At 59.2% G+C, this 18,775-nt stretch carries 18 protein-coding genes, 1 pseudogene and 1 riboswitch; of the genes and pseudogenes, 14 read left to right on the forward strand and 5 right to left on the reverse strand.

What is annotated here, in order from left to right; translation table 11 throughout:
- Positions 1-245 precede the first annotated feature (245 nt).
- The 4 genes from C996_RS0104135 to C996_RS0104150 all read left to right on the forward strand — a co-directional run bounded on the left by C996_RS0104135 (position 246) and on the right by C996_RS0104150 (position 3,536).
- Complete coding sequence (locus C996_RS0104135; RefSeq protein ID WP_018866198.1) at positions 246-1,928, forward strand: class I SAM-dependent methyltransferase; 1,683 nt, start codon at positions 246-248, stop codon at positions 1,926-1,928.
- 139 nt (positions 1,929-2,067) lie between these two features.
- Positions 2,068-2,736: an SOS response-associated peptidase gene (locus C996_RS0104140; RefSeq protein WP_038034395.1), complete on the forward strand. Its 669-nt coding sequence runs from the start codon at positions 2,068-2,070 to the stop codon at positions 2,734-2,736.
- A gap of 171 nt (positions 2,737-2,907) precedes the next feature.
- Positions 2,908-3,258 (forward strand): type II toxin-antitoxin system RelE/ParE family toxin, encoded by a 351-nt coding sequence (locus tag C996_RS0104145; protein ID WP_018866199.1) that lies wholly within the window; start codon positions 2,908-2,910, stop codon positions 3,256-3,258.
- Positions 3,255-3,536, forward strand: coding sequence for a helix-turn-helix domain-containing protein (locus C996_RS0104150; protein WP_012982512.1), 282 nt, complete (start codon positions 3,255-3,257; stop codon positions 3,534-3,536). Before C996_RS0104145 ends, C996_RS0104150 begins: the two co-directional genes overlap by 4 nt.
- Before the next feature lie 1,248 nt (positions 3,537-4,784).
- Here the strand turns inward: C996_RS0104150 and C996_RS0104155 are convergent.
- Genes C996_RS0104155 through C996_RS14515 form a run of 4 tightly spaced genes read right to left on the reverse strand, consistent with a single transcriptional unit; the run spans position 4,785 to position 7,464 of the window.
- Positions 4,785-5,588, reverse strand: a complete 804-nt coding sequence (locus tag C996_RS0104155) for a DUF3320 domain-containing protein (protein ID WP_018866200.1) — start codon at positions 5,586-5,588, stop codon at positions 4,785-4,787.
- Positions 5,585-6,577, reverse strand: a complete 993-nt coding sequence (locus tag C996_RS0104160; RefSeq protein ID WP_012982514.1) for a hypothetical protein — start codon at positions 6,575-6,577, stop codon at positions 5,585-5,587. The genes C996_RS0104155 and C996_RS0104160 overlap by 4 nt, the downstream gene beginning before the upstream one ends.
- 57 nt (positions 6,578-6,634) lie before the next feature.
- Positions 6,635-6,829 carry a hypothetical protein gene (locus C996_RS14730; protein ID WP_026279197.1) on the reverse strand — a complete coding sequence of 65 codons (195 nt, stop codon included), beginning with the start codon at positions 6,827-6,829 and terminating at the stop codon, positions 6,635-6,637.
- 23 nt (positions 6,830-6,852) lie between these two features.
- A complete protein-coding gene (locus C996_RS14515; RefSeq protein ID WP_155985237.1) occupies positions 6,853-7,464 on the reverse strand; it encodes a hypothetical protein in 612 nt (203 codons plus the stop codon).
- Between the two features lie 60 nt (positions 7,465-7,524).
- Positions 7,525-7,631, forward strand: a riboswitch (SAM-I-IV-variant riboswitch).
- Between the two features lie 336 nt (positions 7,632-7,967).
- Here C996_RS14515 and metK point away from each other — a divergent pair.
- The 5 genes from metK (at position 7,968) to C996_RS14520 (ending at position 11,311) form a co-directional block, all read left to right on the forward strand.
- Positions 7,968-9,152 carry a methionine adenosyltransferase gene (gene metK / locus C996_RS0104170; protein ID WP_018866202.1) on the forward strand — a complete coding sequence of 395 codons (1,185 nt, stop codon included), beginning with the start codon at positions 7,968-7,970 and terminating at the stop codon, positions 9,150-9,152.
- Between the two features lie 40 nt (positions 9,153-9,192).
- Positions 9,193-9,810 (forward strand): HD domain-containing protein, encoded by a 618-nt coding sequence (locus C996_RS0104175; protein ID WP_017940754.1) that lies wholly within the window; start codon positions 9,193-9,195, stop codon positions 9,808-9,810.
- Complete coding sequence (locus C996_RS0104180) at positions 9,807-10,220, forward strand: hypothetical protein (protein WP_017940755.1); 414 nt, start codon at positions 9,807-9,809, stop codon at positions 10,218-10,220. The genes C996_RS0104175 and C996_RS0104180 overlap by 4 nt, the downstream gene beginning before the upstream one ends.
- Before the next feature lie 40 nt (positions 10,221-10,260).
- A complete protein-coding gene (locus tag C996_RS0104185; protein WP_018866203.1) occupies positions 10,261-10,689 on the forward strand; it encodes a hypothetical protein in 429 nt (142 codons plus the stop codon).
- A 118-nt stretch (positions 10,690-10,807) separates the two neighbouring features.
- Positions 10,808-11,311 carry a hypothetical protein gene (locus C996_RS14520; RefSeq protein WP_155985238.1) on the forward strand — a complete coding sequence of 168 codons (504 nt, stop codon included), beginning with the start codon at positions 10,808-10,810 and terminating at the stop codon, positions 11,309-11,311.
- 306 nt (positions 11,312-11,617) lie between these two features.
- On the opposite strand, the gene C996_RS14045 is transcribed toward C996_RS14520, so the two are convergent.
- Positions 11,618-11,893 carry a type II toxin-antitoxin system HicB family antitoxin gene (locus C996_RS14045; protein WP_081623672.1) on the reverse strand — a complete coding sequence of 92 codons (276 nt, stop codon included), beginning with the start codon at positions 11,891-11,893 and terminating at the stop codon, positions 11,618-11,620.
- 142 nt (positions 11,894-12,035) lie between these two features.
- On the opposite strand from C996_RS14045, the gene C996_RS0104195 reads away from it, so the two are divergent.
- The 5 genes and pseudogenes from C996_RS0104195 to C996_RS14735 form a co-directional block, all read left to right on the forward strand.
- Complete coding sequence (locus C996_RS0104195; protein WP_026142898.1) at positions 12,036-12,314, forward strand: hypothetical protein; 279 nt, start codon at positions 12,036-12,038, stop codon at positions 12,312-12,314.
- Between the two features lie 153 nt (positions 12,315-12,467).
- Complete coding sequence (locus tag C996_RS0104200) at positions 12,468-13,094, forward strand: hypothetical protein (RefSeq protein ID WP_018866205.1); 627 nt, start codon at positions 12,468-12,470, stop codon at positions 13,092-13,094.
- A 130-nt stretch (positions 13,095-13,224) separates the two neighbouring features.
- Positions 13,225-13,851, forward strand: coding sequence for an outer membrane protein (locus C996_RS0104205; RefSeq protein WP_018866206.1), 627 nt, complete (start codon positions 13,225-13,227; stop codon positions 13,849-13,851).
- Positions 13,852-14,013: 162 nt separating this feature from the next.
- Complete coding sequence (locus C996_RS0104210; RefSeq protein WP_018866207.1) at positions 14,014-15,045, forward strand: YafY family protein; 1,032 nt, start codon at positions 14,014-14,016, stop codon at positions 15,043-15,045.
- A gap of 1,231 nt (positions 15,046-16,276) precedes the next feature.
- A pseudogene (locus C996_RS14735) lies at positions 16,277-18,028 on the forward strand (hypothetical protein); the annotation flags it as partial.
- Positions 18,029-18,775: the final 747 nt, after the last annotated feature.

The following is an 18,775-nucleotide window of genomic DNA, read 5'->3' on the forward strand; positions in this document are numbered from 1 at the left end:
TGGGCCCGTGGCCTTGGCAGTCGGGCCATTTCCAGTGAGTATGGCGTGTACGACGATGGTTACCATGAGAATGGCACTGAGCGGTCGGCATGGAAAGGGGCGTTTGGGAGCCGACTCAGTGCTCCGTGAGGACGCATTCAGCAGAAAGGGGTGCCTTCCAGAACGAAAGAGGTATCGGGCGTGGAGCGAAGTTGACGTGTCCCTGACTGCGGGCTCACCACTGGGGTTCATCCTAAGGTGCGTTGATGAAGGATTTCTACTCCGGTCAAGCAGAGCGCTTTTTTTCAGAGTATGAAGCGTTGACGTTTGAGAACGTACATGCCGCATGGAAGCACTTGTTGCCGGATCGGCCGGGCTTTGCGATGGATGTCGGCGCGGGGAGTGGGCGCGATGCGGCTGCTCTGGCCGAACGTGGTTGGGAAGTGCTGGCTGTTGAACCCTCCGAGGGACTGAAATCCCGGGGAGAGTCCTCCACGCGTGATCGGGGTTTGCCAGTCCAGTGGATGGCTGATCAACTTCCGGATCTGAGCCGCGTGCGGTCGTTGAGCTACCAGTTCGATCTGATCTTGGTCTCAGCCGTCTGGATGCATCTGCCGGAGCATCAACGAGAGCGGGCGTTCCGGATTCTCGCAAACCTTCTGGCTCCGGGTGGCGTGCTGGTGATTACCCTGCGCCATGGTGCAAGCCCGGACGAGCGGACCTTCCATCCCGTTTCAAGGGATGAGCTCGAGCACTTCGCACGGCAGCAGGCCTTGGTGTCTGTTTCATGTGAAGACGTTCCCGACACTCAGGGACGCCCGGGCGTTTCCTGGGAGACGGTGGTGTTCCGTCTTGCCGACGACGGGACTGGTGTCCTGCCGCTGCTCCGCCACATCATCGTCAACGACGACAAGTCCTCGACGTACAAGCTGGCGCTGCTGCGCGCGGTGGTGCGACTGGCGGAAGATGCGCCGGGTCTGGTGCTGAGGCGGGATGATGACCGCGTGGAGGTCCCGTTCGGGGCGCTGGGCCTGTACTGGATCAAACTGTACATGCCGTTACTGCTCAGGGAGCGTCTGAAGCAGTTGCCGCGCGCCAACCCGGGCTTCGCCAAGTCCGCCTTCTGGGCACTCGGGAACATTTCGCCTTTCGATCTGCGGATCGGGCTGGCCATGGACCGTGAACAAGCGGACATCGTTGGCGAGGCCATCGATGACGCTTGCCAGACGATTAAGAACATGCCCGTGCGGTACACGACCTATCCGGGCACGAGCAACCGAATCTTCGAAGTCGCGCCGGGCTCCCGCCAGCGCAAGACGGATTTCGACCGACTGACCCCGGAAGGGCTGGAACGGTTCGGTGTCTTTCGGATTCCGACCGCGATCTGGGATTGCTGCAGTCGCTATGCGTGCTGGCTTGAACCCGCGATCGTGAATGAATGGATCGGACTGCTTCGTCAGTACAATCGCGATGCATCGGTAGAGACGCTGGTGAGCGCGATGGAATGGGAGGAGGGTATACGACAGACCTACCAGGTGCGGAATCGTGTTCAGGCCCTTCGAGACGAAGGGGCAACCGTGAAGTGTGTCTGGACCGAAACCGCCCTCCGACGGAGCTACGATGTCGACCATTGTTTTCCATGGATCCGCTGGCGCAACAACGACTATTGGAACCTGTTACCGGCCAGCCGGCGGGCCAACAACAGCAAGGGTGACCGATTGCCCTCGGCCCCCCTGCTGGAGCGTGCCCGGCCGCGTATCCTCGACTGGTGGCAACATGCGTATGTCGGAACCGAGCTTGAGCGCCCGTTTCTCCTTCAGGCGCGTGCCGCTTTGCCAGTGGAACACCCCGAAGATCTCGAGGGACTGTTCGACGGGGTGTTGCAGCAGCGCTTGCGATTGAAAATGAACCAGCGCTTGGCCGAATGGCACGGCCTCGCAGGCGCCTGAACGTACAAACGGCGCTCTGCCAGACCCCTGACACTTGTACCCATGTGATGCCGCACCAGAGTGGTCGAATGAAGGGATTGGTAGCGGTGTCGAGATTAGTGGGTGGACCTTGCCACCCTCAGCACGAGGATCCTGCGTCATGTGCGGACGGATGACGCGCTACAGCGCGACCAGCGAGCTCGCCATGCGGTATTTCCAGGTGCCGGTCGACGTGGCGTTTGACGCACCTCGATACAACGTCGCGCCCGGTACCCCCCTTGAAGCATTCAGCGCCGGGGACGAAACTCCCGCCGCCTTTCAGTCAATGTTGTGGGGCTTTCGGCCAAAGCGGGTGCAGGAGGGTCCTCGCCCAATCAACGCCCGGGCCGAAAAGGTCGCGAGCAGTCCGTATTTCCGCAGCGCCTTCGCGCATCGGCGCTGCATCGTCCCGGCGGATGGCTGGTACGAGTGGCAAAAAACTGAACAGGGCAAGCAGCCGCATTTCATCACGTTGACCGACGACGCGACGCAGGACGTGCTGTTCCTGGCGGGCATCTGGGCGCCGACCGCGGACGGCGGGGCCTGCTGCGCGATCATCACCGAGCCTGCGTCCGAGCACCTGGCGCAGATCCACGACCGGCAGCCACTCGCGCTCGACGCCGAATGCCGATGGGATTGGCTCGACCCCGAGATCACCGACCGCGAGCAGGTCCGCCATATCACTCGCCGTATGCCGCCCTCCGCTTTGCGGGCGTATCCAGTTTCCACCCGAGTGAATCGGCCGGCGAATGATGATCGGTCGTTGCTTGATCCCGTAGACCGGGCTTAATCCACCGTTTGCCTGCCCGAGGCCCGTCGCTAGGGGGCATCTCCCAGCCGTTGTCTTTCTCTGGATGTGCAGGAGCAGAGCATCCCGAAGCGTTCGTCCAAGTCCGAGTGAGTCAGCGCGAGCCCCAGGAGCCCCAGGCTTGATGCAAAGATACAAAAAATTGTATAGGCTATGAGTATGTCCGGTTCAGGCCCCAAGCCAGTCGTGTTCCGAGCGACGGCACTGGACGATCTCCGTGCTTTCCCCTTGTCGGCTAGACGGGAGGCCGGGCACCAGATCGACCAAGTCCAGCATGGAAGGGACCCCGACGACTGGAAGCCGATACAGTCCGTGGGGAAGGGTGTCAGAGAAATCCGGATCCGAGACGAGGCCGGAGCATTTCGGGTCCTCTATGTCGCCAAGTTCGGGGATGCGGTTTACGTGCTGCATTGCTTCTGGAAGAAGACACAAAAGACCCGCAAGAGCGATCTGGACTTGGCCGCTCAGCGTTATCGCGATTTGCTGCAGGAGATAGACCAATGACCGAGCACCGATTCGACAGCGTGTGGGATGCGATTGAGAACACCCCGGAAGAAGCGGAGAACCTGAAGCTGCGTTCCGCTCTGATGAGGGCCCTCAAGGACCATCTCGTTCGCTCGGAAATGAAACAGGGCGAGGCCGCGAAACTCTTCGGAGTCACGCAGCCGCGAGTCTCTGATCTGATGCGAGGAAAGATCGACGTGTTTAGCCTCGATGCCCTGGTGAACATGGCAGCGGCCGCCGGCTTGCACGTTGAGTTGCGGGTCCTCGACGCCGCGTAGCTGTGTCCGCATCTCCTGATCGCACAAGTTCTCGCGTCGGCCTACCGTGAGCGTTTCATGGGGGGCAGACCTTTACGCGTGCGGTCCATTGGTCGCCCTCGGCGACGAAGGCGACAGACTGAACTGCGCTGCGGCTGAGCAGCTTGGGCAGAGTCGCACCGGTTGACTCTCGGTTCGCACATCGCATCCTGCCGGTGTTTGGATTGCTACAATCGAAGCATGCCATATTGGTCCATGTGTTTCGCCGAATCTCCCTGTGCCACCACTTCGGTGGGGCAGAATCGTGTGGATCCGACCGACTGGAGCGTGGAAATGGTGTATCTGTCTAAGTGCTGGTGCGTTCATCCCCGCGTATTTGCTGCGAGGCACGCCAAGCCATGATTTGGTCCATCTTCGCGCTTGTGGTGATCGGTGGAGCCGGCGTAATCGCCCTAGCGTTGTATCTGGAGCGCAAGGATCTCGCTTTGGCACGTCAGAGGCGCCGGACCAGCTCGAGCGACAAACCCTGATCTTAGCTATCCAGTTCCTGCGGTAATGGGCGGGGTCTGGGTGAACGGCCGCGCCCGGTAACCGTGTGCGGGGGCTATTCTTTGAGGGCACTCGATCGCCGGTTCATGCCCGTGACTGCGGGAACGCGCCTACGTCAACTGCCCGGGGCCCTACAAGCCCGGAGCATCCCCGCGGTTGCGGGGAACGCGATCCCCTGTACTGCGTGACGGACGGTTACGCCGGTAGCGGCGAACGTGAGCAGTCCCTGGTTGCTGGAGAGTCGCGTCCTGTCGGATTGCTGGAGTTGGCGCTTACCGCGGATTTGTGGAGACCCTAGCCCACACCGTCCTATCCACGGACAGTTGAAACAGCCATCGAGATGTCCGAGGTTTCGTGAACAGCGCTGGAAGAAATCTGACAGGCAGGTTTGGGTCAGGAGGCTATGAAAGATAGAAAATAGCCCTCGCGAAGAGGGCTATGCCGCAAGCCAGGCCGGTTCTTCATCGAACGTGTCCTGGCTTGGCTGCGCCGGACGGACCTTGGACGCAGTCTCGAATGCCCGATACCAGCAGTAGAGCGGGAACAGAGGAACTCTAGCGAATCCAGCCTTTGACGGACAGCCTTTCGGTGGTGATTGAGTGCACCGAGCGCGGAGGTTCACGGGGCCTGTCTTCCAACTATGAATGTTGGATCGTATTGCCATCCCGAAAACCGCACAGCGGTTATCTGAGATCTCGGGCGCCGAGGCTAATCCTGGCGTCAGAAACCCCGACTCTGCGCTCGGGATGACGGTGTGGCGCCTGGAAGAAGACGGGTGCCCACTTTCTCATTTTGCTCCCGCCGGTTCCGGGGCCTCCTGAACGCATTCGCGCCGGCTTCGAGGATCTCCTGCCATTCGACAAGCAGTCCCCGTTCGAGTGCTTTCGCCAGTGGGTCCTGCAATCGGTCCCGCGCGTTGTCCGTCAGGCGGATGAACCCCATCCGGTGGAGGGCATCGTTCATGGCCGTATCGCGGTCGAGTGTGCCGGCTTCAGCCACCGTCCGAACCAGCGATAACGTCAGTTCGGTATCGGGGACGTGGTCGAGCTGGCGCAGCGCATCCGGCAGATTGCTCCAGTCCCGCAGGCATGGCACCGCGAACTGTTCGTCACGGCCAGAGAATTCATCTTCCAGTCGGATGAGACCCTGCGCACCCAAGGCCGCGCGACGCTCATGGATGCGCGCCTGGATTCGGGACCCGGCCCGGGAAAACCCTGCGGCCTCCAGCAGTCGCCGGGTGAGGATGACGAGGTGAACCGGCCCTTCGGTGTCGACGATCTGCAACAGAGCCCGGTCGAGTGCCTCCTGCGGGATGTCGTCGAACCGGTCATGTCCCGAAAGAGCAAGACCATTCGTCTCGGTCTCCCGGTAGGGCTGCGTATCCCAGGTGGTCACCCATTCGCAATCATGATCTCGGCAATACGAGCGCCAGGCGGCACAGGTCTCATTCGGTCCGGGGTGCTGGATGAAATGCTGGTGTGCCCGGACCAGGGCCTCCAGGGCCCCAGGAGCTGTCTCGCTCATTGCTCGCCCTCCAGGACCAGCTCTACGCCCATGGCCTCGGCGGTGAGGTCGATCATCGCTTCCTGCAGCAGGGTCTTGGGCCCATCGCGCAGGCAGGCGTCATCCAGGGCCAGCAGGACCTCGCCGCGCCACTCCGAATCGGCTGTCTGTCCGAGGCTCTGCGCCAGGATCGTCACAATCCCCATGGCCGGTTCGATATCTTCCGGCGGCAGAGGTCCCAGCCAGATGCGCCAGTGCTCGCTGGCGGTTTGCATGTCCTCGAACAAGGCCGCCTCAACCGCAGGAGTCGAGTCCCTCTCGTTAGAAGGGTGCGGCAGTGCAGCCCCGCGGCCCAGGGCCAGGAACGCAAAGGCGAGGGTCGCAAGCTGATCCCGGCCAGACCAGGTCGAGGGGTCGACCTCGTGCTCGGCCAGAACCTGGTCGCCCAGTGCCCGCACCGTCTCGAAAGAAAACTCAGGGCGTGCCGCTTCCTCCTCCGCGAGCTGGCGGCGGGCCTGGGCCGCGGCGGCGAGGCGCCCGATCCCGCCGATAAGCCCCGCGAAGAGTCGCAGGACCCCACCGAGGAGCCAGTAAACGCTGGCGAAAAGAGCAAAGATCCCCTGGATGGCGGCTGCGTTGTGCCCCCGCAGTTGAACCCCCGCAATTTTGGCTGACGAGCGCCCGGGCCGGATCCAGTTGAACGAGCCGATCGGGGTCTTGGTGGAGACGGTGACGCCCGACTTCGACAGGTTGAATTTGGCTGCATCCGAGCCATAGCGTCCGCGCAGAATGAAGCGACCGTTCTGGAAGGCGACCTGGGTGTTTTTCGCCAGACGCGTAGACACCCGTACGCCGTGGTTGGTATTGCCGGTCAAGTTGATCCCGGCGGCCCGCGTCTGCGCCCGCAGCGACAGCCCGCCGGTACGACTGGCTCGCAGATAGCGCCCGGTGTGTTCGATGCGCTTCTGCCGGCCGTCGCGGTCCTTTTCGCCAACCTTCAGTAATGCCATGGGCTGAGCCTATCACCCAAGCCGAGCGCGGACTGCCGCCGGTGTAGGAACCACCGCTCAGTCAGGATCCACAAGCGGGTCTCCCCCTAGATGCGCGCGCAATGCTTCGTATTGGCGAAGCGCGGCGATCATCTGCACGAACTCGTCTTCGCGTAGCAGGACGACGCGGGAGCCGTCGTCGATCCGCACGAACTCGGGGTGCAGGGTAAGTCCTTCTGGAGCTTCCGGGTGATCCGTGGGCGGGTACGGCACCGATCGTGCGAGCGCGATTTCGATTATCGTGTTTTCTTCTCGTGCCAGATTATGATTGGGGTAGAAAATGCGACAAAAAGGCCCATGATTGCATATAAAGGTTGGGAGAAAATCATTGCAATTAACGTAGCTAATACCAGTGCCCCGATAAAGCCGATCGCCGTTATCAATCGGATTTTTAAAAGGCTCTCCTTGTGAGGGCGTTTTGGTTTTTCTTTTCCAGAAAAAGAAGTTGCTTGAGGCTTATCTGATTCCGCCGCAAGAATTTCGAGTAATCGACGCTGTTTTTCCCTAAGTTCAGGGGGTTTATTGAGGCGGTCTTCCATTAGCGTAGCAAGAAGGTCAGCGCTTTCCTCCGTCTTCGATTCCTTCGACGCTTTTTGACGATCTGGTTTTTGACAGTGTGTATGGCTCGTGCGCTTGTTGAGAGCTCTAACGAACGCCGCTCCGACTTCTCGGCTCCATTCCTCGTGAGACTTTTCAGGATCGGAGGCTTGATCTCTTGGGGGGGTGTGTTTTGATAAAGTCATGGCGTTCTTGATGTCTCTGGTAGAGGGAGCGGTTTGCACTTCGACAGATGCTATTGGGACAAACTTGCGTCCCTCTCTCCCACTGGTGCGCTGAAAGGGTTTCACTAGTATTTCCAGCGAAGTCGGGTGCTTGCTTGCATACGCAACCCAAATTGGTCCATGATTAGCGTACATCAAGAGTTGGGCCGACGCCCAAGCCAACCTGCCGAACCTGGGCAAGGTGGACTGCGAAAGCAGATGTGGCTCCAAGTGGAGCAATCTGACAGGCACCGTCGGCCCTCCTGTCCTGGAGGGTTTTTTTGTTGGTATCGCCCGCGAACAGACACGCAATTCCGGATGGCCTGGTAGCCGGCCGGAAGATGTTGGGTGCCCGTTTCCTGAACGCCCCAATGGTTACCGCTATCCTTCATCAGCAGCTCACTGATGCTACTGGCCGGATAGAGTGCCTTCTCTCCCTGGAGGTAGCCTCGGGCAGGTAGAACGCATGCGGAGGCGCGCCCAGCGCGATCACGAAGCAGAGACGGCGTGGCCCACCTACGGGCCGGGGGGATTTGATCCAGCTTGCCGTCCCCGGCGTTGCGCCAAAACGGCTAAAACGGAGAACAGCCATGTTTTTTTCAGACGGACTCTTCACGTCCGAATCGGTATCGGCGGGCCATCCCGACAAGGCCTGCGACCAGATATCCGACGCCATCCTCGACGCATTTCTGGCCCTGGATCCGCACGCCCGTGTGGCCTGCGAGGCCTTCGCAATCCGCGACAAGGTCAGCGTGGCCGGGGAATTCCGAACCGCCCATCGTGATCATTACGAGACCGTCCGCGAGTCCGCAGAGGCGCTTGTTCGGGATACTCTGAAAGCGGTCGGCTATCGCTCTGCGGAATCGGATATTGATCCCGACAGTTGCGAGGTCGAGATCCGCTTCAATCGCCAGAGTCCTGAGATCGCCGGGGCCGTGGATGGCGGCTTGCGGGATCTCGGCGCAGGCGACCAAGGCATGATGTTCGGCCATGCGACGGACGAGACCGACCATCTGATGCCCTTGCCCTGGGCTCTCGCGACGGATCTGGTCGCGCGTGGAGCGGAGATCGCGAGGGGGCAGGGCATTCACCTCTTGGCCGATGCGAAGAGCCAGGTCACCGTGGCGTACGAGAACGGTAAGCCTTCTGGTGTTCAGGCCGTCGTCCTGTCCTGGCAGCACGACCCCGCTCATTCCATCGACGAAATTCGCGAGTTCCTATCAAGCGTTGTCGTGGGCGAAATCATCCCCAACGAACTTCGCTTGGCCGGTTTCAGGACGCTGGCCAATCCGGGAGGTGCCTGGAGCGTTGGTGGCCCGCGATCCGACACGGGTCTCACGGGTAGGAAGATTATGGTGGATACCTACGGTGGAGCGTGCCCGCATGGCGGCGGCGCTTTCTCGGGTAAGGATCCATCCAAGGTGGATCGTTCGGGCGCCTATGCGGCCCGTTACGTGGCCAAGCACGTGGTGGCAGCCGGCTTTGCTCGTCGCTGCACGGTCCAGCTCTCGTATGCAATTGGTGAAGTGGAGCCCGTTTCGATCGGGGTGGACCTCCATGGCACTGGCGCTGTCCCGGAGCATTTGCTGGTCAAGGCGATCCGGGAGGTGTTCGACCTTACGCCAGTCAGCATCATCGAAGAGTTGAAACTGAATCGTCCCGTCTACCAGGACACAGCGAGACTCGGCCATTTTGGCCCGTACCGCACGCCGGCGCTCCACCAGTGGGAGTCCCTGACGCGCCTGGAAGACATTCGCTCGGCACTGCGCGCCTGAGTTTCCAATCTGATTGCCGAATCTTTCAAGGAGTCCACCTATGTCCACCGTACTCACCCGCCGATATGAATCGGCGCTGGTCTATGCGACCCAACTGCACGCGACACAGAAGCGAAAAGGAACCGAGGTTCCCTATATCTCCCACCTCCTGGCCGTATCCGGGCTTGTGCTCGAAGGAGGGGGCGACGAAGACGAGGCCATCGCGGGCCTGCTACACGACGGGCCTGAAGATCAGGGCGGCGAGGCTACCCTGAACCAGATCCGACAGCTTTTCGGGAGCCGAGTCGGCGACATCGTCGCGGCATGCTCGGACACGTTTGAGACGGAGAAACCTGCCTGGCGCAAGCGGAAGGAGGATTACCTCAAGCATCTGGAGGATGCCGACGATTCTGTCCTGTTGGTCTCGTGCGCCGACAAGCTCCACAACGCTCGATCGATCCTCGACGACTTCCACCAGGTCGGTGATCGTTTGTGGGACCGTTTCAATGCGAGCCGGGATGAGACGCTTTGGTATTACGGGGCGCTGTCCCGAGTATTCGCGGCGCGCGGCCCGCATGACCTTGCGGAAAGACTGGAGCGTATCCTGCAGGAGCTCAGTGCTGCCTGTGTCGCAGACAACAACCCGGCCGGCGACTCGACCGAGGAGAAGCACGTATGAGCCAGATCACCTATCCATTCATCGTGGTCCGCGTATTCGCGGCCATTTACCAGCGTGAACCCGTGCACATCGTTCAGGGCGGAAAGGCGATGGAAGTGAGTCGCGGCGACTCTTATGTTCGCCATCCGGATCCCCTGCTTCCGGATGGGAGCATGAGTCCCGACTGTCGCGAACTCTTGATCGACGGTGTTCAGCGTGCTGTTCGCGAAAAAGGCTTTCGCATGTGTATCGTCTGGGGTCCCAAAAGCTGCACTTTCGTGGAGAAAGATTCGGTGAACGATAGCGACGAACCACCATCGGGAGGCTTGAAGCTGGAGACTGAGTTTCCGATTGATTCTCCCCGGGTGCCACGAGCTTCCGTCATGGACGAACCCGTGGACATCGCCACGCTAAAGCCCATCCGGCACTAGTGGTGCCAATCCGGGTGATCGAACAGAGGCAAGAAACGTCATGGCAGAAAAGCAAGACATCATGCGGGTTCATTTGGATTCACAAGACCCGTTAGATGAGGACGATCGAGAACTCGGATATCTTCTCGAAATGGATCCGGATCGTGGTTGGGATTTATGGTATCTCGCGGACGGCAAAAAAGATCATTTGGTTTTAGCCGAGCAGAAACCGATTGAGTGCTTTAATCGTATGCTTGATCTCCCCGTGGACATCGCCATCTATGAGTTGAAGGAGTCGGGTGCCATATGCGAAGTCGCTTATCAGGACTGGGATAGCGCTGGGCCCGGCGCAGGGGCCGGCCGGGTGTCAGTTTATCGCCTGGGTGACCGAAGGGTGGGCTTCGTATACTTCATCTCGCACGACGCCGGGTTTAGCGATGGCTATGATGATCTGAAGAAGGCATGTGAGGATGGATCGATCGATCGGTAAAAGATTCTGCCTTTTTAGGCATTATATATAATCGTCGGTCGTTTCCTGTTTCCTCAGTTGCGTCCTTATCAACTATGATCTCTCGCCGGTTGAGTTGGGAGCTAATTTGGGTGGCAATATGAAAGGAAAGATTAACTATTTCGGAAAAGACTGTTCGGGCACCGAGGAGTATCGATCGGATACAGAAAAAGAATCTATCGTAGCTAGGCTGATCGATGAGTGTGAAGATGTGGACATCGAAATAGTAGTGTTCGATGGAGGAGCAGAAGCGGGGGTGGAGCAGGATGATGGGGGTGGTTCCGCGCGCCCGAGATTGCGATTGGGAGTTGGGGGTGGGTGGAAGCGCAGCAAGTGGGCGGAGTTTTTTCTTCTGTATGGTTTCGGTGTTCTGGGTTGGTTGTATATAACTGCTTTCAAAAATGGGCTTCTTTATGATCTAATTTTTCTTCGTTCGTTGTCTGGAGCTTTTGCGCTCGTATTGGTGAGTCTTGCAATATCTCATGCAATCGCCGGATTGAGCCGATTGGCTAGCGGAGTTTGGCCTGATTGGCGCATTCGGTTAGCAGCTCCGTTTTTGATAATTCTTCTCTTTTATTATGATGCTGGTTTAAGTATTGATTGACCCTGAGTCCACGCACCGGATCGGCGTCTTGGCGGCTAGGGAGATGCGGATCAATGGTGTTGTATTTGGCGTCCTGGTCCGCCAACGTGTTTTTGGAATAGTATTTGTCCCTCGGTAGCTTGGTGTACGCCCTGTAATCGCGGCCTTGGACAATTACGGGACTGTGTCCCGGTCCTTCGGGCACCCTAACGTGCGGCCGGAGCCCCATCGTCACGCGAGATGAAGGCACGCGGGGGCGGATCAGACTATACAGCTCCGTATTTTTCTCGGGAGCGCCGGGTGAACGCTCCTAGCGATGCCGACACTTTAATTCACGAGGGAATTACTGCGTGCCGGCTTCAACCGCCAGGTTGAATGCGCGAGGGCTATGACTTCGGCCGGTTCCGGACGCGAGGCTGTCGGGAGCGGACGGGCAGCCATCCGATAGCCCTCCAGCGCGACCATCAGCGCATCGGCCATCTTCGTCTTGGCCTCGCTGCGGTCGTCGCCGTCGGTGAGGGCCTCTGGCACGTCGCGACAGGTGCACAGGTAGCGCCCGGTGGTGTCGCGCTCAATGCGAACGGGGTACTTGTTTGCGGATATCTCGATTCCTCCGAGATTCGGGGCTTTTTCAGCCCCTTGGGTGCTTCGTCGATTTTCATTCTGACGCGGTGAGGCGACAGGAATCGACGCCTCGGCGTGAGAGGGTGGCGATACGTGGACCTCGATTCGAGAGTACTTTGCCATGAGCACCATCCGAATGGGCCTGGTTGCCCTCATAGCGATCACGCTTGTTGGCTGCGCCACGGTGCCGCCGTCTGGGGGCGACGCTCGTCATGTCGGCAAGCCCATGATCCGAGACGCCGACGGGCGTATCACCGGATACATCGACGAAAAGCGGTTCGGACCCACCTATATCCGGGCCCCTGACGGTCGAATCCTGGGCACGGTTGAAGAGGGACCGGGTTCGGCCCCCACGCGTATACGGGATACGGACGGCCGGATCTTGCGGCAGATCGACTGAATGGGACGTCCTGCAGATCATTCCTTCAACTACGCAGGGCCCTCATTGCGGATGGGGGTGGTGTTTTCCGGCGCGAGCGGCCGTCTATCAACCGCGAAGTTCGTTCTCATAGGGATTTTGGGCGGTTGGAACCGATAACTGCGAGGGGGGGGCATGAAAGATTTCGAGAGCCGGGTTGTGGAGCACGTTGACGGCGGTTGGACGCTCTGGGTCCAGCAACCTGGAAGCGGGCCATTCGCGATCCTCGAGGGCTATCCCGGCAACCTGCCAGACGGGCGCGGCGTGATGGGACGTGAAACGAATGCCGCCTTGAGCCTCCACGTAGAGGACGACGAGGATGGCTCCGTTGCCGAGATCCTTGTGGGCGGGCATGAGCAGAGCGCCAAGTGCATACGGTTTCCGTGCGCGCACTCCTCAGCGGTAGCCAGACTTCTTCAGCGTGCGCTCACTCCGGGGATGATGGGTATCGACGCTGCCGATCTGTTCTCGGTGCTTCCGGCGCGTGGCGGGTTGGGTGTGCTGGCCGAGTATCCGCCCCCCAGAGCGCAGCGCGATATGGATGCCGTAGGAAGCAATCTCGCGATAGAGGTGAGCCGGCATGGTTCGGTGTCCGCGGCTCTGGTGGTGCTTCCGGTCGACGCCACGGTGACGCCGGCAACAGCGGATATGGTTGCACAATCCGTGATTCGAAAGCTGCCCGACGGTTCCGACCTGGTTCTGGCGGCACCGCTGTCGATCAAAGACGGAGAAACGATGACGATTTGCCTGTTTGGAGAATAGCGGCATTCGCGCGTGGTTCGCAGTCCGATGTCAGGGCTTTATTTCCAGGCGTCAGGGATGGTCGCCTTTCTTCTTCAGTCTCTGAATCCCGCCCGCATACGGGTGGTTCATCCAGACTAGGGAGATCGACATGCAGAAACGGATCATCACGACCGCCGGCCTCATCGCCATGCTGGGCTTCGGCGCCACGGCCGCTCAGGCCTCCGGTTTTGACGGTGGCTACATTGGCGGTCAGGTGGGCGGGGCGTCCTACGACATCGATGCCTCGGTGAGCGGGCTGGGCAGCCTGTCGGGTCTCAGCGGAACCGGGGCTGTTGGGGGCCTGTTTGCGGGGTACGGTGGTGTCTCCAGCGGCGGTGTCTACGGTGGCGTGGAGATCGACGCCCAGATCGAGGACGCGGATGCTACGGTGTCGATCGACGGCGAAGGCACTGCGGGTGTCGAGGCCCGTCACAGCTACGGAGTCACCGGACGTATCGGCGGGCTGGTGAGCGACAACGTGCTCGTCTACGGGCTTTTGGGCTACCAGCAAACGGAAGTCCGCAGCAGCGTGCGCGGTCCGGGCTTCGTGAATGGCTCGGATACCGACCGTATCAGCGGCCCTCGAATCGGGGCGGGCGTGGAAGTGCAGCGTGATACCGGATGGTTCATGCGGGGCGAGGTGTCCTACACCGCCTACAGCAGCGAGTCGTATGGCGACCTGGAGATCGACCCCGGTGCGACTCGTGTGCAATTCGGTCTTGGCTACCGGTTCTGAAGGGCAAACCGCGCGTTGATGCGCTCGCGGGATGACCGCGCCGAGCAGTACCCAATCCCGGGAGGTGGCGTTGTCGTCATCGCCCGGTTTTGCGTTGGGACAGGCCGCCTGTCAGTCTGAACAGGGGGCAGGGGTCTGCGCCGGATGAACAGGGAGCCGGAAATGAGTCAGGGCAACGGAATGCGTGCCACGCTGCAGCGGCGGATGCTGCTGCTGGGGATGATCCCAAGGCAACCTCGCCGTGTGAGTGCGCCGGCTCTGGTCGACCACCTGCAGGCGCGTGGGCTGCCCACCACGCTACGCACCATTGAGCGGGACCTGGAGGCTCTATCCGGCTTCCTGCCACTGGGTCGAGATGAGCGTGATCGGCCGTACGGGTGGTACTGGCTGTCTGAGGCGCCGCTTCAGGATGTTCCCGCGCTCGATCCGGAGACGGCCCTGACGCTGCAGATCCTGGATGCCCATGCCGCCCGGCTGCTGCCGCCATCCGCGCGCGAGCGCCTGAAGCCGCAGATCGCACGAGCGCGCGACGTGCTGGATGCCGCCGGGCAGGACTCCGGTCTGAGCCTGTGGCCCGAGCGGATCCGAATCCTCTCGAACGGTCCCCCGCTGGATCCGCCCGAAATGCCCAAGGGTGTTTTCCCGGTCCTTCAACAGGGCCTGCTGGAGCGCCGCTGCCTGGATATCACCTACCGCTCCCGCTCGCGTGGGCGCGTGAAGGATCACCGGATCCACCCGCTGGCCCTTGTGTTCCGCGAGCCGGTCACCTACCTGCTCGCGACCATCGAACCCCATCAGGATGTCCTTCACTTGGCAGCCCACCGCATCGAGGCGGCCACGCTGACGGACCGCCCCGCCGGCGATCCCGACGATGGGTTCGACCTGGATGAACTCATCCGGGATGGCGCCTTCGATTACCCCGAGGGCGATTTGATCGAGCTGGAACTCCGCGTCAGCGCCGAACTGGCCTATCACTTGCGCGAGGCGCGCCTGTCCGAGGATCAATCCATCCAATGCGGGTCGGATGGGATCTCGCGGGTAACCGCCACTGTGCGCGACACCGCAAGGCTCAAGTGGTGGTTGCTGGGGCTGGGTGCGGCTGTCCAGGTCGTAGGCCCCACGGCCCTGCGCGAGGCCATTGCGGAGGAGTTGGAGTCGGCTCGGGTAGCCTACCGAACGGAGCATCCCGCGTGAACGGTCTGAGTGATCTCCGCGATGGATGGAACGTTTCTGCGGGACGCCGGTGCCCGGTCTCGCAACAGGAACTCCGGGCCAGGACTGTGGCCAAGCTGCTGCTCGAGCTGGCGTGATGCACCCCCTGTGTCCGGCACCTTTCCCCCGCTTCGGGCCACCCAGCGTCGGCTTTGAGCGGATCGTCTCGGATCGAGATCGGGAGCCTTGGCTGGTATCGCTTCAGTCGCCAATGGTGATGGCAAACCCGGGCGCACCCGCCAGACCATGCGCTTGTGCCTGCACGCCGCGAGAGAGCGAATCGATAGGGTTTCGGCTTTCTCGGAAGGGTTCTAGGCGAACTAGCGAGGCCGTTTCCGCGAGAACATGCCGACGTTCGCGGGTAAGGTCAATTACGTGCTCCGCGATGAGATCGTGAGGTGTCTGGAAGACGTGTAGGACGACAAAATCTTGGACAGAGCCTTATGCGTCTGGACGAGGCTGAGCCGGAATGAACGGTTCAGAACGGCACGATTCAGCGCCCGTTATTTCGGACAGAACATCAAAACTATCAGCGTGCTTATGTAGTAGGAGACCGTTTCTGTAAGCGACAACTGGGACGTACGGCAGGGTGTTCTTTGGCGAGCGAACCTTTCATACTTTTTTATTGGGCTGCGGGGTTAAGAAATGGCTAAAATATCAGACATTATGCTTGTTTTGGACGAGTTCAATCAAAAATATCCGCGACCGAACATGGGCGAGTTAGAGATCAAAGGACCCTATGATATCGGTCGTGAATTCTCTAACCCGTACCCAAATGGTCATTTGCCTGGGGTTTACGTGATAATCGATCGAAAAGGATTGGTTCTCCGAATCGGGAAAGCCTCGTGCAATAGCACGATCACCTCAAGGCTGGGTAGCTATTTTAAATGGGGCGATTCGGATTCGGAAGGTGTACATAAGTTCTCGGGTTATGAGGAGGCCCGCATAATTTATTCGATTGGGATCCCAAAGGATCGAGCATTTGAGGCTCCGGCGGTTGAAGAGTTTTTGGTCGAAAGGATGAAGCCGCCGTATAATCGAAACGGTCGTAACGGGTTGTAGTCCCGGGGCGGAAGCCGATTTTTACTTATGATAAACAGGGATGTACAAAGTTTCTTGAGCCAGGGTTTTGTTAATTGTTTTTATTCCTGATCCTCAGAGGGTTTTGCTAGGTGAGCCTGCGCTAGTTGTACGAAAAACCAGAGACTAATTGATGCTTATGAAAACGTCGTATAAATTCGGGGCCGTGGTCGGAGTGATGCTGGTGGCAGTAGCAGTATGGTTCGTGGCCGATTACTTCGTGTCCGAACGGGCGGTTGGCAATATCCAAAAAGCACTCGCAAAATTTGAAGGCCATTCCGAGTCGAAGCACGGATTGGATGTAATCCGACTTGACTATAACAAGGATGACAAAACGATAAGGTATCGCTTGCGTTACCGGCCGGACTCTACAGATCGAATTCACCCCATCATCGGCGTCTTGCAGGGACCCGAAAAACCGAGCCTCAGTGCAGCGGGAGAGCTCGTAGTAGGGAAGTACTCGGTCTTAGATTGGCTTCTAAGGCGCCCTATCCGCATAAATGGAAAACTCCTATGGCCTGATGGCGCTACTGATGCCTTACCAGATTGGCAACATGAGAATTGGGCCCGGATACTAATTGACCTAAACCGGAATGGCACAATAGGGATAAGCCTGTATGGAGAGGAATATGACGGACAAGCGATCCTAACCAAGGGCGGCGAAGAATCAGCGGAGGTGTTCCTCGAAGAATGGTCAACTAATCTAATATTGAACAGCGAAGGCCGATTTAAGCGTTGGCATGGAAATTTCCCGACGGTGTGGGTCGAGTCTCCCGGCGTGTTGGACTTATTGGTGGATGAAATACGTTGGGATGTTCAGAATCTAGGCGAAGGCGAGATCATACCGTTTGGTGTCGATACCAATTTTGAGGTGGGTCGGGTTCGAGGAGAAACGTCGGTCGGTCAGTTTTTGTATTCGGACATCCATTTCGGTGGTTCGATCCAAGAGGATGGGTCTCGCATAATACACAAACAGGCTCTTGGGTTGGGCAGGTTGCGCGTTGATGGTGGTCAGGGTCTAGACGAGTTCAACAGCAATCTATCTTTTAACCTTCCGGCCAAAGCAATTGAGGAAGCTTTCAAGCTTCAGCGAAAAGTCGAGAAGGGGGAGTACGTTACTCGAGTTGAAATGGAGGTATTTCCAATGAACTCCGATGATGCCCTTCACAGCGTGGGCTTTTCGGGCAGGATTTTCGATGAGATCGACATCGTGGCCCCCGGGGGTGGGGATCTGACGGTTGAGTTAATCGACTTCTCCGCAACGAATACCCAGCGCCTGCGCAACAACGCGGGCGAAGAAGTGAACCTTCTTCTCGGTCCGAGAGTTGATTTCCGGCTGGTGGACCCGACCGGAGGGGGAACGTATTACCGCAATTACCAGAATCCGGTTCCTCAGGGAGGGGCGAGGTATTTCCTCAGCGGAGTGCGCGAGAGCTCGACTGAGGAGTTCTCATATGTCTTCCTTCCGGCCGACGCTGATGACTCGCTGGAGCGTTTCCGGGCCTACCTGACCATGCTCCAGGACGACGATGTGCGCAACGAAATTGCCCGCCAAGTCGCGCGTGACGATGACTCCGTGCCCGATGAGGAGAACCAGGCCATTGCACGCACCACAGCCGAGTTGATGGGCCTATTCGCCGAGGGAGGCTATGCGGCCGTCGACGAGGAGATCGAGCGCCGCTTGTCGCCCGGCCGCAGCGACGAGGTGCGGGACCTCATGATCCGCATCCTCCACGCCGGGCTGCAGGGGCTGTATATGGAGGTCCTACATGATGAGGGCGTGGTTTCGATCCAGAAAGAGGAACAGCGGTTCCTGGAGGACACGATCTTCGCGATCAATGCCCTCAATCTCTACGGCTCGCCGTATTTCATCCTGTTAGTCGATCACCATGGAGTCGTAGACGACTATTTCGAAATACTGAAGAGTGCGCTATCTGAAAGGTTTCTCATTGAGCTGGACGATTTCCGTGTTCGTGATAGTCACGGTAATGTTATTGATGCATCGTTGAAGTTAGATACAGGTGAAGCAGAGGTATCTCCATGGAGCGCGGCCGCCGCGATGAAAGATGCGACCGGATCGGTTCAATTGGAAGCGGACTGGGAGCTGCTTGAGCTGGTCGCGAACAGGATTTTCTCTCTTGATGAAGAGTATGAGGTGTTTACTAGTGTGGAACCGAGGGTAGAGAAACGTAAGCAGATGTTAAGGGGATTCATTAGCGACGTGGAGGATATGGGTGTGGGAGGCGAACGGATTAGTATTGATTGGGAGATAAGGGATGGTGTGATTTCCGTTGGCGACGAACAGACCAAGTCGTTATACGAGCTTATGGATGGATTGACTTGGCGAGACTGAGTGCGGGATGAGGCGCACGTATCGCCGCGGTGCGGATGTGACATTGTTTTCTTGACAGTTGGTTAGGCGGGTTGGTCGCCAGCAGAGGGAATGATGGGCGAAGAAGGCTGGTTGAAGCGGTGTACGGTAAAGCTTCTGCTGCCTCACCGATGGTGATGAAGTGTTCAAAGTCAATACCTTGGACACAGAGTTGCGACATTTATCAACATGGCGTGGCCGCGATTAGGCCGGATGGGTTCCGACGGGCTTTCCACCCGTGGCTCCAGGCCGCGGATGATC

The sequence above is a fragment of the Thioalkalivibrio sp. ALE25 genome, from assembly GCF_000377285.1.
In the GTDB taxonomy this organism is placed as follows: domain Bacteria; phylum Pseudomonadota; class Gammaproteobacteria; order Ectothiorhodospirales; family Ectothiorhodospiraceae; genus Thioalkalivibrio.

Bases quoted from the DNA above. Each gene is read 5' to 3' on its own strand.
- C996_RS0104210 (WP_018866207.1), top strand. From the start codon at position 14,014: ATGAGTCAGGGCAACGGAATGCGTGCCACGCTGCAGCGGCGGATGCTG.
- C996_RS0104200 (WP_018866205.1), top strand. From the start codon at position 12,468: ATGAAAGATTTCGAGAGCCGGGTTGTGGAGCACGTTGACGGCGGTTGG.
- C996_RS0104140 (WP_038034395.1), top strand. From the start codon at position 2,068: ATGTGCGGACGGATGACGCGCTACAGCGCGACCAGCGAGCTCGCCATG.
- C996_RS0104150 (WP_012982512.1), top strand. From the start codon at position 3,255: ATGACCGAGCACCGATTCGACAGCGTGTGGGATGCGATTGAGAACACC.
- C996_RS0104185 (WP_018866203.1), top strand. From the start codon at position 10,261: ATGGCAGAAAAGCAAGACATCATGCGGGTTCATTTGGATTCACAAGAC.
- C996_RS0104180 (WP_017940755.1), top strand. From the start codon at position 9,807: ATGAGCCAGATCACCTATCCATTCATCGTGGTCCGCGTATTCGCGGCC.
- C996_RS0104145 (WP_018866199.1), top strand. From the start codon at position 2,908: ATGAGTATGTCCGGTTCAGGCCCCAAGCCAGTCGTGTTCCGAGCGACG.
- C996_RS0104155 (WP_018866200.1), bottom strand. From the start codon at position 5,588: ATGAGCGAGACAGCTCCTGGGGCCCTGGAGGCCCTGGTCCGGGCACAC.
- C996_RS0104175 (WP_017940754.1), top strand. From the start codon at position 9,193: ATGTCCACCGTACTCACCCGCCGATATGAATCGGCGCTGGTCTATGCG.
- metK (WP_018866202.1), top strand. From the start codon at position 7,968: ATGTTTTTTTCAGACGGACTCTTCACGTCCGAATCGGTATCGGCGGGC.
- C996_RS0104195 (WP_026142898.1), top strand. From the start codon at position 12,036: ATGAGCACCATCCGAATGGGCCTGGTTGCCCTCATAGCGATCACGCTT.
- C996_RS0104160 (WP_012982514.1), bottom strand. From the start codon at position 6,577: ATGGCATTACTGAAGGTTGGCGAAAAGGACCGCGACGGCCGGCAGAAG.
- C996_RS14520 (WP_155985238.1), top strand. From the start codon at position 10,808: ATGAAAGGAAAGATTAACTATTTCGGAAAAGACTGTTCGGGCACCGAG.
- C996_RS0104205 (WP_018866206.1), top strand. From the start codon at position 13,225: ATGCAGAAACGGATCATCACGACCGCCGGCCTCATCGCCATGCTGGGC.
- C996_RS0104135 (WP_018866198.1), top strand. From the start codon at position 246: ATGAAGGATTTCTACTCCGGTCAAGCAGAGCGCTTTTTTTCAGAGTAT.